At 74.7% G+C, this 14069-nt stretch carries 17 protein-coding genes and 1 pseudogene; 10 read left to right on the forward strand and 8 right to left on the reverse strand.

Features of this window, described 5'->3' with window-relative positions:
• Positions 1-1158, forward strand: a 1158-nt coding sequence (locus ACFRMQ_RS26355; RefSeq protein ID WP_380733118.1) for a serine hydrolase domain-containing protein, incomplete at its 5' end; no start/stop codon positions are given.
• 58 nt (positions 1159-1216) lie between these two features.
• Positions 1217-1735: a gamma carbonic anhydrase family protein gene (locus tag ACFRMQ_RS26360; protein WP_380733119.1), complete on the forward strand. Its 519-nt coding sequence runs from the start codon at positions 1217-1219 to the stop codon at positions 1733-1735.
• A gap of 64 nt (positions 1736-1799) precedes the next feature.
• On the opposite strand, the gene ACFRMQ_RS26365 is transcribed toward ACFRMQ_RS26360, so the two are convergent.
• On the reverse strand, positions 1800-3008 hold the full coding sequence (locus ACFRMQ_RS26365; protein WP_380733120.1) for an MFS transporter: 1209 nt from the start codon (positions 3006-3008) through the stop codon (positions 1800-1802).
• Positions 3009-3186: 178 nt separating this feature from the next.
• Here ACFRMQ_RS26365 and ACFRMQ_RS26370 point away from each other — a divergent pair, with 178 nt between their 5' ends.
• The 4 genes from ACFRMQ_RS26370 to ACFRMQ_RS26385 all read left to right on the forward strand — a co-directional run bounded on the left by ACFRMQ_RS26370 (position 3187) and on the right by ACFRMQ_RS26385 (position 5173).
• On the forward strand, positions 3187-3432 hold the full coding sequence (locus tag ACFRMQ_RS26370; protein WP_380733121.1) for a DUF2277 domain-containing protein: 246 nt from the start codon (positions 3187-3189) through the stop codon (positions 3430-3432).
• 105 nt (positions 3433-3537) lie between these two features.
• On the forward strand, positions 3538-3774 hold the full coding sequence (locus ACFRMQ_RS26375) for a DUF6296 family protein (protein WP_380733122.1): 237 nt from the start codon (positions 3538-3540) through the stop codon (positions 3772-3774).
• A 61-nt stretch (positions 3775-3835) separates the two neighbouring features.
• The gene (locus ACFRMQ_RS26380; protein ID WP_380733124.1) at positions 3836-4120 is read left to right on the forward strand and encodes a DUF427 domain-containing protein; all 285 of its coding nucleotides are present in this window, start codon (positions 3836-3838) and stop codon (positions 4118-4120) included.
• 57 nt (positions 4121-4177) lie between these two features.
• Entirely contained in the window at positions 4178-5173 is a 996-nt protein-coding gene (locus tag ACFRMQ_RS26385) for a hypothetical protein (protein WP_380733125.1), read from the forward strand.
• A 116-nt stretch (positions 5174-5289) separates the two neighbouring features.
• On the opposite strand, the gene ACFRMQ_RS26390 is transcribed toward ACFRMQ_RS26385, so the two are convergent.
• From ACFRMQ_RS26390 to ACFRMQ_RS26410, 5 genes and pseudogenes are all read right to left on the reverse strand, one after another.
• A complete protein-coding gene (locus ACFRMQ_RS26390; RefSeq protein ID WP_380733126.1) occupies positions 5290-5628 on the reverse strand; it encodes a hypothetical protein in 339 nt (112 codons plus the stop codon).
• 103 nt (positions 5629-5731) lie between these two features.
• Positions 5732-5896, reverse strand: a complete 165-nt coding sequence (locus tag ACFRMQ_RS26395) for a hypothetical protein (protein WP_380733127.1) — start codon at positions 5894-5896, stop codon at positions 5732-5734.
• A gap of 161 nt (positions 5897-6057) precedes the next feature.
• Positions 6058-7272, reverse strand: a complete 1215-nt coding sequence (locus tag ACFRMQ_RS26400) for a cytochrome P450 (protein ID WP_380733128.1) — start codon at positions 7270-7272, stop codon at positions 6058-6060.
• A gap of 167 nt (positions 7273-7439) precedes the next feature.
• Positions 7440-7658, reverse strand: coding sequence for a ferredoxin (locus ACFRMQ_RS26405; RefSeq protein WP_380733129.1), 219 nt, complete (start codon positions 7656-7658; stop codon positions 7440-7442).
• A gap of 228 nt (positions 7659-7886) precedes the next feature.
• Positions 7887-8343: pseudogene (locus ACFRMQ_RS26410) on the reverse strand (ATP-dependent DNA ligase); the annotation flags it as partial.
• Positions 8344-8686: 343 nt separating this feature from the next.
• Between ACFRMQ_RS26410 and ACFRMQ_RS26415 the strand changes: the two are divergent.
• From ACFRMQ_RS26415 to ACFRMQ_RS26425, 3 genes are all read left to right on the forward strand, one after another.
• Positions 8687-9166, forward strand: coding sequence for a GNAT family N-acetyltransferase (locus ACFRMQ_RS26415; RefSeq protein WP_380733131.1), 480 nt, complete (start codon positions 8687-8689; stop codon positions 9164-9166).
• Positions 9167-9281: 115 nt separating this feature from the next.
• Positions 9282-10271 carry a CAP domain-containing protein gene (locus ACFRMQ_RS26420; RefSeq protein WP_380733132.1) on the forward strand — a complete coding sequence of 330 codons (990 nt, stop codon included), beginning with the start codon at positions 9282-9284 and terminating at the stop codon, positions 10269-10271.
• Positions 10272-10419: 148 nt separating this feature from the next.
• A complete protein-coding gene (locus ACFRMQ_RS26425; RefSeq protein WP_380733133.1) occupies positions 10420-12054 on the forward strand; it encodes a sigma-70 family RNA polymerase sigma factor in 1635 nt (544 codons plus the stop codon).
• A gap of 14 nt (positions 12055-12068) precedes the next feature.
• Here the strand turns inward: ACFRMQ_RS26425 and ACFRMQ_RS26430 are convergent, their stop codons facing one another.
• Both ACFRMQ_RS26430 and ACFRMQ_RS26435 read right to left on the reverse strand, forming a co-directional pair.
• Complete coding sequence (locus tag ACFRMQ_RS26430) at positions 12069-12305, reverse strand: hypothetical protein (RefSeq protein ID WP_380733134.1); 237 nt, start codon at positions 12303-12305, stop codon at positions 12069-12071.
• A gap of 335 nt (positions 12306-12640) precedes the next feature.
• Positions 12641-12793, reverse strand: a complete 153-nt coding sequence (locus tag ACFRMQ_RS26435; RefSeq protein ID WP_380733135.1) for a hypothetical protein — start codon at positions 12791-12793, stop codon at positions 12641-12643.
• A 217-nt stretch (positions 12794-13010) separates the two neighbouring features.
• Here ACFRMQ_RS26435 and ACFRMQ_RS26440 point away from each other — a divergent pair, with 217 nt between their 5' ends.
• Positions 13011-13988: a carbohydrate kinase gene (locus ACFRMQ_RS26440; protein ID WP_380733137.1), complete on the forward strand. Its 978-nt coding sequence runs from the start codon at positions 13011-13013 to the stop codon at positions 13986-13988.
• Positions 13989-14069: the final 81 nt, after the last annotated feature.

Raw genomic sequence — 14069 nt, forward strand, 5'->3', positions numbered from 1 at the left:
GGCCTGCTCGCCGCGCTCGCCCCGGCCGCCGCCGCCGCGCCCACCACCCCTGCACCCGGCATCGGTACCCCGGCGCGGTCGGCCGACCGGCAGGCCGCCGACGCGGCCCTCGCCGGGATGACCGGCCCCGGCTACTCGACCTCCGCCCTCGGCGCCGTCCGCGAGGACGGCCGGGAGGTCTGGAGCAACGCCACCGGCGTCGCCGACCTCGCCACCGGCGAACCCGCCGACCCGCGCGGCGCCTTCCGGATCGGCAGCGCCACCAAGACCTTCGTCTCCACCACCCTGCTCCAGCTCGTCGGCGAGCGCCGACTGAACCTCGACGACCGCCTGGAGTCCCTGCTGCCGGGCATCGTCCCGAACAGCGACGCGATCACCGTCCGGCAACTGCTCAACCACACCAGCGGCGTCGCCGACTACACCCAGGACCGGGCCTTCGAGTTCTCCGACCAGTGGCTGACCAGCGGCCGCTACACGTCCTACCGCCTGCGGGACCTGGTGGACATCGCCGAGAAGTACCCGCCGGCCTTCGCCCCCGGCCAGGACTGGCAGTACTCCAACACCAACTACATCCTGATCGGGATGATCATCGAGAAGCTCACCGGCCACAGCTGGAACGACGAGGTCACCCGCCGGATCATCCGCCCGCTCCGGCTCACGAACACCCGGATGCCCGGCGACCTCCCGTTCATCCCGGGCCCGCACGCCCACGCCTACGTCAAGACGGCCACCGGGCCGGTCGACGTCACCGTGCTCAACCCTTCGATGGCCGGCTCCGCCGGCGGCGGCATCTCCACCACCACCGACCTGACCGCCTTCCTCGACGCCCTGCTCGGGGGCCGCCTGCTGCGCCCGGCCGAACTCGCCGCGATGAAGGAGACCACCGCCCACGGCGAAGGCCGGACGTACGGCCTCGGCCTCCAGCGCCTGGACACCCCGTGCGGCCCGTTCTGGGGCCACGCCGGCGGCATCCCCGGCTACAGCACGATGATGCTGGCCTCCCCGGACGGCAAGCGCGAGTTCGCCGCGAACACCACGTTCTACGACACCCCGGACCCGGACACCGCCGACGCCGCCTGGCGCAAGGTGACCGTGACCGCCCTGTGCGGCGCCGGTTCCGCGGCGTCCGCACCCGACCTCGCCCGCATGGCGCGGTAGCCGACCCCCTACGCTGACCGGCGGCACGACGCCCACACCGTCACCAGGAGGACGAGCCATGGCAGAGCCGCTGATCGCCGCGGTCGGGGGCAAGACGCCCGCCGTCGACCCGGACGCCTTCGTGGCGCCGAACGCGGTCGTGGTCGGGGACGTGAGGGTCGCGGCCGGCGCGAGCGTCTGGTACGGCGCGGTGCTGCGCGGCGACGCCGAGTCGATCACCGTCGGCGCGGGCAGCAACATCCAGGACAACTGCACCCTGCACGCCGACCCGGGCTTCCCGCTGGTGGTCGGCGAGCGGATCTCGGTCGGCCACAACGCCGTGCTGCACGGCTGCACGGTCGAGGACGACGTACTGGTGGGCATGAACGCCACCGTGCTCAACGGCGCCCGGATCGGCACCGGCTCCCTGGTCGCGGCCGGCGCGGTGGTGCCGCAGGGCATGTCCGTCCCGCCCGGCTCGCTGGTCGCCGGCGTCCCGGCCAAGGTCCGCCGCGAGCTGACCGAGGACGAGAAGGCGGGCATCAAGGCCAACGGCGCCGGCTACCGGCTGCTCGCCGAGGCCCACCGGGAGATCTAGGCCGGACAGCGTCTCGGTCCTGTCCGGCCGATCTTGCCGGGCCCGCGATCGACCGGACAGGACCTTAAACGGTGGTCACCGCCGTCGCCACCGGCTCCGCCCCCGCCGGTTCCACCGCGACCGGGGCGGGCCGGCGTCGGTCGGCCGCCCAGGCGAGCACCGCGACCACCGCGCCGGAGGCGGCCAGGCCCGCACCGACCAACGTCGGCGAGGTCCAGCCGAGCCCGGCGGCCAGCGCCGCCCCACCGAAGTACGCGCCCTGGGCGTTGGCCAGGTTGAACGCGCCCTGGACCGTCGCCGAGGCCAGGGTCGGCGCGTTGCGCGCCTTCTGGAGCACCAGGGTCTGTACGGCCGGCACGATCGCGAAGCCGAACAGCCCGATCAGCACCACCGTGACGGCCGCCGACCAGCGGGCGTGCGCGGTCACGGCGAACAGCGCCAGGGTCGCGGAGAGCAGCACGAAGGCCGCGCAGACGGTGGGGCGCAGCGCCCGGTCGGCGGCGAACCCGCCCAGTACGTTGCCGATCGTCATGCCGACCCCGAACAGCGCCAGCACCAGGGTCACCGAGCCGGTGGCGTAGCCGGAGACCTCGGTGAGCAGCGGCGCGATGTAGCTGTAGCAGGCGAAGAAGCCGCCGCAGCCGAACACCACGGTGGCCAGCGCCAGCCAGAGCTGCCCGTTGCGGAACGCGCTCAGTTCGTGCCGGAGCCCGGACTGGGCGGGGGAGGGGAGCGCGGGCACCAGCCGGGCGATGGCGAGTGTCCCGGCGGCGGCGATCAGCACGACCACCAGCATCGTCGCCCGCCAGCCCAGGTGCTGGCCGAGCAGGGTGGCGGCCGGGACGCCGATGATGTTGGCGACGGTCAGCCCGGAGAACATCACGGCCACCGCGCGGGCCCGCCGGTCCGGTGCGACCAGTTCGGCCGCCGCCACCGCGCCCGCCCCGAAGAAGGCGCCGTGCGGCAGCCCGGTGATCAGCCGGGCGGCGGCCAGCGTCCAGAAGTCCGGCGCCAGCGCGCACAGCAGGTTGCCGGTCGCGAACAGCCCGGCCAGCGCCACCAGCACCGCCTTGCGCGGCCGCCCGGCGGCCAGCGCGGTGAGCAGCGGCGCACCGATCACCACCCCGAGCGCGTACGCCGAGATCAGCCAGCCCGCCTGCGGAATGGAGACGTGGAGACTGTCGGCGACCTGGGGGAGCAGCCCCATGGCGGCGAATTCGGTGGTTCCGATGGCGAACGCGGTGACGGCCAGCGCGAGCAGCGCGAGAGGCAAGGGGGTGACTCCGGAGTGATGCCGACGGACCGGGGGAGCGCGCGGCGGGATGAATTCGTTCGTCCAGCATCTTAATCCGGTCGGATGACGGCCCCGTGAGGTGTGCGTGAGGCCCTCGTGACGCGCGCCCGACCGGGAGGGGGTCGCCGACGCGGCTCCCGCGCGCGAGACTGGGGGCATGTGCCGCAACATCAAGACGCTGCGACCCCCCGTGACGCCCGACGCCGACGAGGAGGACTTCCGCGCGGCCGCGCTCCAGTACGTCCGGAAGGTGTCCGGCTTCCGCGTCCCCGCGGCGCACAACCGGGAGGCCTTCGACCGGGCGGTGGACGCCGTCGCGGAGGCCACCGCCCGGCTGCTCGCCGAACTGGAGGTCCGCGGCTCGCACCCCGGGGCCGCCGAGCCGGCCGAAGCCGTGGGATAGACGGCCGGACGGATCGCCGTCCAAACGGTCGGTCTGCCGGGCGGACGGCCCGACGGACGGTCGGAGAGGCAGTCGGACACGCAGTCGGACAGGCAGGAGCAGGTGATGAACCCCGCCGAGCGCTACCTCCTCACCTTCCCCGGAACCCCGGGCGCCCAGGCGCCGCAGGACGTCGTGGAGGTCACCCGGACCGACACCACCGGCCCGGGCGGACACCCGGTGTACGAGGACGAGACCGGGATCGTCCGGGCCGAGATCAGCGACGCCGGGGAGGTCCGGATGCTCGCCAGCGGCGGGCACCAGAGCCCGCACGTGCCGGTGCACGCGCACCCGCTGCCCTGACCGCCGGGCCGACGCCCGCGACCCCCGGGCGCACCGCGCCCGCGTCAGGCACAATCGCCCTATGACCACAGCGAGTTGGCAGGGCGTCGTCATCGCCGAGAGCGACGACACCGTCGTCGTCGAGGGCAACCACTACTTCCCGGCCGAGGCGGTGCGCAGCGAGTACCTGCGGCCCTCGGAGACCACCACGGTGTGCCCCTGGAAGGGCACCGCCGGCTACTACACCCTGGAGGTGGAGGGGCGGACCAACCCGGACGCCGCCTGGTTCTACGCCGACCCGAAGCCCGAGGCCGAGCACGTGCGCGATCGGGTGGCCTTCTGGCGCGGGGTGGAGGTCGCCGGGTAACGGGCCCGGGCCGTGGCGTCGTCGCGAAAGCCGTCGCGAAAGGGGTACCGGATTCCCATGGCAGTCTTCCGCAGGCCGGGACGCTCCCGGCAGGCCGCCGAGCCCGGTCCGGCGCGGTTCGAGCCGACCGCGCCCGAGCCGACCGCGTCCGATGTGTCCGCGTCCGCGTCCGCGTCGGCCGAGCCCGACCTCACCGAGCGGCTCGCCGAACTGGTGGAGGAGGCCGAGCAGCCGATCGGCCGGGGCCCGGTCGCCGAGTACACCGCGAAGCAGCGCGGCCGCGGCCGTGCCGTGGTGCTGCACGCCGCCCGGCTGATCGGCCACGGCGGACGCGCCGCCGCCCGGGGAGCGGCCAAGGGTGCCGCGTACGGCGGCAAGGCGCTGACCGAACAGCTGGTGCAGGCCGCGCCGCGGATTCCGGTGCGCGACCTCGCCGCCCTGCGGGCGCAGCACCCGGACGCGGCCTTCCCGGAGGAACTGGCCGACCGACTGGTCGCCGGCGCCGTCCGGGCCTCCGGCGCGCTCGGTGCGGGTGTCGGCGCGGCGGCGATGCTGCCGGTGCCACCGGCGATGCCGGTGGAGATCGCGGCGGAGACGCTCGCGGTGGCGGCCCTGGAGGTCAAGCTGATCGCCGAACTGCACGAGGTCTACGGCACCCCGGCGCAGGGCACCGCCACCCAGCGGGCCGGCGCCTACCTCGGGGCCTGGGCCAACCGCCGGGGGATCGACGCGGGCCTGCTGGTCCGCCCGGCGGGCTTCGCCGCACTGGCGCTCGGCTCGGAGGTGCGCCGGCAGGTCGGCCACCGGCTGACCCGCAGCTCGCTGCGCCACCTGCCGGCGGTGACCCCGTTGCTCGTCGGCGCCGGCATCGGCGCGACCATGAACCGCCGCGACACCCGCCGGCTGGCCGGCGAGGTCCGGGAGGACCTGCGTCGGCGCCGCCCCGAGGACCGGACCTACTGGACCGCGGCCGCCCCGCCGCCGCAGGTGGCCGCGCCACCGCAGGGCGTTCCGGCAGTACAGGCCGAGGACGGCCGCGGCCCGGCTTCCTGACCGGGCCGGTACGACGGCGGCAGCCGGCAGGTACGACGGCGGCGCGCCCAGGACCGGTCCCGGGCGCGCCGCCGTCGTACCGGCCGGCTCCGTGAGGTTCCCAGGCCCCTGTCCGGCTAGGGCTTCGGCGGCGCCGGGGCAGCCGCGCCCCGGCCGGCCTTGACGCCGTTGACCATCGCCTGGTGGATCGCCCGCGCGGTGGTCTCGTCGTGTGCCGGCAACGGGCTGCCGGAGACGGTGTACCAGTCCAGCGCGCCGGTGTACTGGACGGTCAGCTCCACCTCGCCGTCCACCCAGGTGGTGTGCACGGTGAGGTCGCCGGAGATCGGCCCGACCTCCGCGGTGCTCACCCCGCCGGGGCCGCTGATGATCGATTGAGTGGTCCAGGTCGCCCACGACGTGCGCGGGTCCGCGGGCGGCCGGGCCTGGCGGTTTCCTTGGTCGTGTTCGGTCATGCGCCTATCCTCCCCCGCGGGTGGCCCGCCACCGGAGCAGCGACACCTGCGGTCACGGCGACCGCCCGGTCCCACCGGGCGGTCGAGTCGGTTCCGCGGACGGTCAGCCGGTCTGGCCTGGCTCGTCCAGCATGGTGTCGCCCTCCGCCTGGGAGGTGTCCTGCGCGTGCAGGTTCTGCATCGAGGTGATGCCCTCCTCGGGGTCCGCGGCGCGGACGTCCTCGTCCTCCTCGGTGCTCACCTTGGACCGGTCGCTCATATCGGTCATCGCGGGCTCCGTCTCCTCGGCCGGCCCGGGTGCGCCCGGGCCGGAGGCGCGGCAGGGCCGGTGCTGTCTTTCGCCCTTCAAGCCTGCCTCCGCCCCGGCGCCGGGGCCAGCCGGGTGACCCGGGGAATGCCCTCGGACGGTCCCGCGGATTCACACGGTCATCACCAGGTCACCGGCAGCGACCGCATGCCGTAGATGAACGACTCGGTACGGAAGGCGAGTTCGTCGCGGGGGATGGTCAGCCGCAACCGGGGCAGCCGCCCGAACAGCGTGGCCAGCGCGATCTGGAGCTCGGCGCGGGCCAGCGGCTGGCCCAGGCACTGGTGCGCGCCGAAGCCGAAGGCCATGTGGCGGCGGGCGTCCCGGTCCAGGTCCAATTCGTCGACCGGCGGCCGGTCGGCGCCGCCGAACACCTCCTCGTCCCGGTTGGCGGTGGAGAGCATCGCGATCACGCCCTCCCCGGCCCTGACCGTCGTGCCGCCCAGTTCCACGTCCTCCAGTGCCACCCGGGGCACCCCGGTGTGGACGATGGTCAGCAGGCGCAGCAGTTCCTCCACCGCGCCGGGCACCGCGGCCGGGTCGGCCAGCCTGGCGATCTGCTCGGGCCGGTCCAGCAGCAGGGCGGTGGAGAGCGCGATCATGTTCGCGGTCGTCTCGTGCCCGGCGATCAGCAACAGCAGTCCGGTGCTGGCGACTTCGCGCGGGGTCAGGTCGTCCCGGGCGGCGAGCCGGCTGAGGATGTCGTCCTCCGGCCGCTCCCGCTTGCGGGCCGCCAGCGTCCGCAGGTACTCCAGCAGCTCATCCCGGGCGTCGAGGAGCCGTTCCAGCGTGTTGGTGCTGTCGAGCAGCGTCCGGCTGCCCTCCTGGAAGAACTCGCGGTCCTCGTACGGGACTCCGAGCAGCAGGCAGATCACCAGGGAGGGGACGGGCAGCGCGAAGTCGGCGACCAGGTCGGCCTCGGTGCGGCCGCCGGTCATCGCGTCCAGCGCCTCGTCCACGATCCGCTGGATGTCGGGGCGCATCGCCTCGACCCGCTTGACCAGGAAGTCCCCGGTGACCATCCGGCGCAGCCGGGCGTGCTCGGGGTCGTCGAGCCGCAGGAAGGCCGGGTTCTCGGCGATCCGCTCCCGGCTGCCGGCGATCAGCACCGGGAAGGACGGGTGGCGCGGGTCCGCGCTGAACCGGCGGTCGGACAGGACGGTGCGGACCTCGGCGTAGCCGGTGGCCAGCCAGCAGGGCTCGCCGCCGGGGACGTCGGCACGGGTCAGCGGGGCGGTGGCGGCCGCCTCGGTGTAGGCGGGCGGCGGTCCGAACGGGCACCCGGCGGAGTGCCGGGCGGGGAGCGGGACGGCGTGGGCGGCGGGTGTGCTCGTCAAGGCGGGGGTCTCCTTGCTTCGCGGTGCTGCTCTGGCGGGTGGGGGTGTGGCGATTCGTCGGTTTCCGTGCGGGGGTGGACGGGGGCGCGACCGGGCCGGATCGGCGCCGGCGGCTCTCCGGGCGCTCGTCGCCGGTCAGCCGGTCAGCCGGTCAGCCGGTCAGCCGGTCAGCCGTCGACCTCGGCCGGCTCGTCCTCGACCACGGTGATCGCGCCGCCCGGGCAGAGCTGCGCGGCCAGCCTGAGATCGCCGAACTGGTCTGGACGGAAGGAGGTTTGACGGAGTCTCACCAGGCTGTCGTGGTCGTCCTGGTCGAAGACCTCGGGAACGTTCGTGACGCACATCCCGGAACTGCAGCAGCGGTCCCGGTCGACACTCACCCGCATGGTCGGGCACCTCTCGCCAGTGCGCCGCCGGCTGCCCGGCGGCCGACTCTCGTTGTCATGGCCAACTTAACCGCCGTTGCTCCGTCCACAGACGGTGCCGTGGCCGGGTCGTCGAGATTGGCCGATTCGGTGCCCGTCGGAGTCGTCGGACGACCGGGCAGGTTTGGACGGGCCCGCCCCGGTGGGCGGGCGGCGCGTGGTGGATCGCGCCGCGCGCCACGGCCGGGCTCACGATCCCTCAGCGGCGGCGATCTCCCGCACCGTCGCGACGGTGTCGGCCTCGGCCGCGGACTTGTCCCTCCGGTAGCGCACCACCCGGGCGAACCGCAGGGCCAGGCCGGCCGGATGGCGGGGCTGCGTCGCACCCCGTCGAACGCGATCTCGACGACCGGTTCCGGCCGGACCCGCACCGTCCGGGCGTCCCGCCCGGTCTGCCGGGCCGGCAGCTCGACGGTCTGCCGGGCGAGCGTCTCGTCGGTCAGGCCCTTGAAGGTCTTGCCGAGCATCACCCGCGGGCCCGGTCCCGGCTCGCCCGCCGCCCGGGCGCCCAGGTGCAGGTTGCTGAGGAGGCCGTGCCGCCGCCCGCTGCCCCACCCGGCGGCCGGCACCACCAGGTCCAGGGTGTGCCGGGCTTCACCTTGATCCAGCCCGCGCCGCGCCGCCCGGCCGCATACGCCGCCGCCAGCCGCGACAACCCTGCCACGCCACCACCTCCAACCCTCCTCGGTATCCGTCCCACCCCCGCACCCCTGGTCCACCGGCCCGGGCGCGCACACCCCGCAACCTCACCCCCCGACGACGACCACCTCGCCCCAACGCGGGCGCCCGCGCGCCGACAACCAGGCCGAGCCCCGGCCCTGACCCGGACCGCTCAACCCCGCCGACCGGCTTGGTCCGTTCGGATGGCGATGGCAAGGCGCCGGAGTGGCGTGCGTGGTGGGTGGTGTTGGCCGGGGCGGTGGTCAGTGGCGATCCGACGGGGCGTCATGCTTGGGGCTCGCAATGTTCGCCGAGTGATGGAGACCGAGATGAGCGAGACCACCGAGACCGCCTGGCAGGTCAGTGCTCCCGAGCCCGGCGACTACGCCGTGTGGCGTGAACTCTACCGGGGGTACTGCGAGTTCTACCGGGTGGCGTGCCCGGACGAGAAGGCCGAGCTGGTGTGGTCCTGGATCACCGACGCGGCGCACGAGGTGTCGGCGCTGCTGGTTCGGGACGAGGACGGACGGCCGGTCGGGCTGGCCCACTACCGGCCGTTCTCACGGCCGCTGCACGGGACGGTCGGCTGCTTCCTGGACGATCTGTTCGTGATGCCGGAGGTCCGGGGCGGCGGGGCGGTGGACGTGCTGTTGGGCCGCCTGCGGGAAATCGCGGCCGAACGCGGGTGGAACACCGTGCGCTGGATCACCTCTGAGGACAATTACCGGGCCCGCGGAAAGTATGACCAGGTCGCCACCCAGGTCAGGTTCATCACCTACGACATGGCTCCGGAGGCCCCGGCCGGCTGAGCCCGCGACGCGATCGCCGGACATTCGTCCGGAGTTTCTGTTATCGACGCCCCGCCGGGAGGTCTCCCAAGTGTCGACACCCGACCAGTCGACCCGGAACAGAAAGCGTGGCCACGTGAACAGCGACGACAGGACGACCATCCTCCCGGCGAGCGGCGGCCACGGGAGTGGTACCCGCGGCCGCCCCGGCGGTCGGGCGGCGCGGCGGGCTGCCGACCGGCACTCCGGCCAGGGCCGGCGGGCGCGGCGGCGCGGCGGGATCGTGCCGGTCGCCGCGGTCGTCGCCGCGGTGGCCGGCACCGGGCTGTTCGCCGCGCTGGCCGGCGCGGGCTACGCGGCGTACGGCGGAAAGGAGGCCGACCGCGACACGGCCGGCCAGTCGCTGTCCGCCGACGCGCTGATCTCCGCGGAACTGGGCACGCACGGGGGCATCCAGGTCCCCGGTACGGGGGGAACGAACCCGGACCTGCCGTTGCCGGTGAGCCCGACGACCGCGGCCCCGAGCGCCTCGGCTGCCACCCCGGCCGCCTCGGCCACCACCGCTGCGGCCTCCCCGACGGCTTCCGCCCCCGCCGGTCCGACCGGCGCCCCCACGGCCACGGCCCCCACCGCCACGGCTCCCGTGGTGAAGGCGGCTCCGGCCTCCAGCCGCCCCGCCTCCGCCGCCCCGGTGGCGGCCAGGCGCCCCGGCGGTGGCCCGCCGGCGGGCGGAGGAGCGGCGCCGGGCTACGCCCAGCAGGTCGTCGACCTGGTCAACGTCCAGCGTGCCAAGGCCGGCTGCGGACCGGTCGGCGCCGAGCCCCGGTTGGCGAGCGCGGCCCAGTCCCACAGCGACGACATGGCCAACCGCAACTACTTCGACCACGCCAGCCCCGAGGGCGAGCACGCCGACCACCGGATCGAGGCGGCCGGATACAGCTGGAGCACCTGGGGAGAGAACATCGCCCGAGGCCAGAAGGACCCGGCCGCCGTGATGGACGCCTGGATGAACAGCCCCGGCCACCGGGCCAACATCCTGAACTGCTCGTTCAACCAACTCGGCGTGGGGGTGCGGACGGGCGCCAACGGTCCGTGGTGGACCCAGGTGTTCGCCGCCCCGGAGTGACCGGCTCCGGGGCGGTCTGACGGTGCCCCGGACCGACCGGCCAGGTCCGATTTTCCGATTCCGTGCACATTGTTGTTATCTGATCACTCCCCACAGGTCTCCGAGGAGGCGGCGGCGGACGGAAACACGGCAACACGGAGTGCGGACCATGAACGCTGATGTGCAGAACAGGACCGGGACCACCCTGGTGCTCGCGGCGCAGGCAGGTGACCGGCAGGCGCGGGAGGCGCTGGTCGCCGCCTGGCTGCCGCTCGTCTACAACGTGGCCGGCCGCGCCCTCGGCGGCCACGCCGACGTGGACGACATCGCGCAGGAGACCATGATCCGCGCCCTGGACGGCTTGGAAACGCTCCGCGACCCCGAGTCCTTCCGGTCCTGGCTGGTCGCCATCACCATGAACCAGGTGCGCCGCCGCCACGCCGCCGGCCAGCAGCAGCCGACCGTCGGCGGTCTGGACGAGACCTGGGAGGTCGCCGACCCGCGGGCCGACTTCACCGACCTCACCATCCTGCGCCTCGGCCTGTCCGGCCAGCGCCGCGAGGTGGCCGAGGCCACCCGCTGGCTGGACCCCGACGACCGCGAGCTGCTCTCCCTCTGGTGGCTGGAGGCCGTCGGTGAACTCACCCGCGCCGAACTCGCCGAGGCCCTCGGCCTGAGTCCGCAGCACACCGCCGTTCGGGTGCAGCGGATGAAGAAGCAGCTCGAAGCGGGCCGCGTCGTCGTCCGAGCGCTCTGCGCCTACCCCCGCTGCCCCGGGCTGGCCGAGCTCACCACGGGATTCGACGGCACCCCGAACTCGGTCTGGCGCAAGCGCATCGCCCGGCACATCCGGGACTGCGCGGACTGCGGCAGCCTCGGCCGCGACCTCTTCCCGGCCGAGGGGCTGCTGGCAGGCCTCGCCCTGGTGCCGATCCCGCTCGACTCGCCCGTGCTGCTCCACTTCCAGCACACCGCGGCTGCTGCCGCCTCCTCGACGGGTGCCCCTTCGACGGCCGCCACCGGAGTGGGCTCCGCCCACGGAGGTGTCACCGGCGGCGGCCCGGGGGCCGGAGTCCACACCGGCACCGGCGCGAACCCGGGTGGGGGAGGGTACGGAGGCTGGGCCGGCACCGCGACCCGCAAGGCGGTGCTGGCGAGCGGAGCGGCGGCGGCAGTCGCCGTGACCACCCTCGCCCTGGTCTGGCCGCAGAGCGGCGAGCCCCAGCGGGCGACCGCACCGGAGCCCGCCGCCCCGGTCGCCGCCCCGGGCACCCCGACCGTCGCCCCCGCGTCCACCGCCGTCATACCCACGCCCATGGTGACGCCGACCTTGACGCAGTCCCAGACCCCGAGCGCGTCCCCGACGCCCACACCGACGCCGAGCACGACCCGCACCGCCACCACGGCACCGCAGCCCAACCCCGAGCGCCAGCTGGTGGACCTGGTCAACGCCGAACGCGCCAAGGCCGGCTGCGCCCCACTGCGGATCGACCCCAGGCTGCGCGGCTCGGCCCAGAAGCACGCGGACGACATGGCCACCCGCGACTTCTTCGACCACGTCAACCCGGACGGCATCCGCACCGATGCCCGGATCACTGCCGCCGGCTACCGCTGGTCCCAGTGGGGCGAGAACCTCGACCGGGGTCCGACCACCCCGGCCGCCGTCTTCGCCCGCTGGATGGACGGCGGGATCCACCAGTCCAACATGCTCGACTGCGGATTCAAGGACATCGGCGTCGGCTTCGCCACCAGCTCGGCCGGCACCCCCTACTGGACCCAGGACCTCGGAGCCCCGATGTCCTGAGCCATCGGCGGGGACTACGCCGGAGTGACCGCCACCAGACCGTCGGCCGACCCCGTCACATAGCCCGTGGCCTGTCCGACGACGCCACCCGCGTCACCGACCTGCCCGGTCACCATGTCCGGAGCGCTGCTCAGCGGCCCGGGCAGGCCCTCCTGCCCGCCCACGGCACTGGCGTGCGCACTCGGCGCGGTGAGGGAGGCCACGACGCCGACGGCGAGCGAGGCGACGGCAAGCATGCTGCGCTTCTTCATGGCCGGTCCAACGAGGCTGCGCCGGAAGGGTTACGGCCCGCCGCGCCGAGCCCCTACCGCCACCACCGACGCCGGACCCGGGACCGGAGCGGCCGACCGCCGGTTATGAGCCCACCGCTGAGCCGCGATTCGACACCCATCAGAAGACCCCCGTTCATTCGTCCGATCGTGCTGGGGACGCTAGCACCCGGCACTGACAATTCCCCCGGGTGCAGTCGGCGCCGGCTCACGACGGCGACCGCGCGGGAACGTTGGGCGGCCCGCGAGCCGACCGGGACCGTGCCGGGCGGAGGGCGGGCCGTGGGGACCACCATGGCCCCACCCACCCCGGCCGGTCAGGGCGTGCGCGGGCCGATCGGGCGCACGGCGGTGCGCCGGGCGTGCACCAGCAGCCCCAGCCGCGCCGCCAGGGCCTCCCGGAGTCCTGGGGCACCGGGGGCCCGCCCGCCACTGCTGCCCCACGTCCGGTCCGCGCGATCCGGCGACATACCGTCGTCCCCCGGACGGCTCACGGTGATGGCGGGGCCCCCGGGCCCGGACTAACGTCAGGAGTGCTTCGTCCCCTGACGGACGAGCCACGGCCGTCGGAACTCCTGGCCAGGTCCGGCGGCCGTACTTTCATGCCCTGGCACCGCACGGCCGCCGCACGCACCCCGTAGGCTGGCGGCCGAGACCACGCCCGCGAACCGGATGCCAGGAGCCGCCGTGACCAGCCCAGCCTCCCCCGTCCTGGTGGTCGGCGAGTGCGTCGCCGACATCGTCCGGACGGACGGAGGCCCGGACCGGGTGCATCCCGGGGGCAGCCCGGCGAACGTCGCCTACGGCCTGGCCCGGCTGGGCCGCCCGGCCGTGCTGCTCACCGAGCTCGGGCCGGACGCCAACGGCCGGCTGATCCGGCGGCACCTGGAGTCGGCGGGCGTGCGGGTCCGGGCCGCCGAGGTCGCCCGGACGCCCTCGGCCGTGGTGGAACTGGACGGGCGGGGGCAGGCCCACTACACCTTCGACATCGGCTGGACGCTTCCGCCGACGGAGCCTGGCGAGGTGATCGAGCCCGCCGAGCCGCCGGCGGCGATCCACCTCGGCTCGATCGCCGCCGTCACCGAGCCGGGCGCGGCATCGGTCCTGGCGCTGGTGGAGCGCCGGCGCGGGCGGGCCCGGATCAGCTACGACCCGAACGTGCGGCCCGCCCTGATGGGCGACCGGGCCGAGGCCGTCCGCCGGGTCGAGCGCTGCGTGGCGCTGAGCGACCTGGTCAAGGCCAGCGACGAGGACCTGGCCTGGCTCTATCCGGGGGAGCGGCCCGAGGCGGTCGCCGAGCGCTGGCTGGCCCTCGGCCCCTCGGTGGTGGCGGTCACCCTCGGCGCCGAGGGCGCGTTCGCCCGCACCGCCGAGGGCGGGCACGCCGAGGCCGCGGCCGTCCCGGTACGGGTGGCGGACACCGTCGGCGCCGGGGACTCCTTCATGGCCGCCTTCCTCGACGCCGACGCGTCCGGCGCCGGCCTCCCCGACTGCCTCACCCGCGCGGTGACGGCAGCCGCGCTGACCGTCGCGCGCCCGGGCGCCAACCCGCCCTCGGCGGCCGAGCTCACGGCCGTGCTGGCGGGCAGGACAGCGGACGGACAGGTACCCGCACGGGAGCCGTCCTCGGGTGCCGCGACCTCGTGGAACCGCTCAACCGGCTGACCGCCCGACGGCCGTGAGCTCCTTCCCGTACCAGACCTCGGCGTACGGGCTGCTGCTGTAGGCGGGTATCTCCAGGTACCC

It is taken from the genome of Kitasatospora sp. NPDC056783, assembly GCF_042789895.1.
Taxonomy (GTDB): Bacteria; Actinomycetota; Actinomycetes; order Streptomycetales; family Streptomycetaceae; genus Kitasatospora.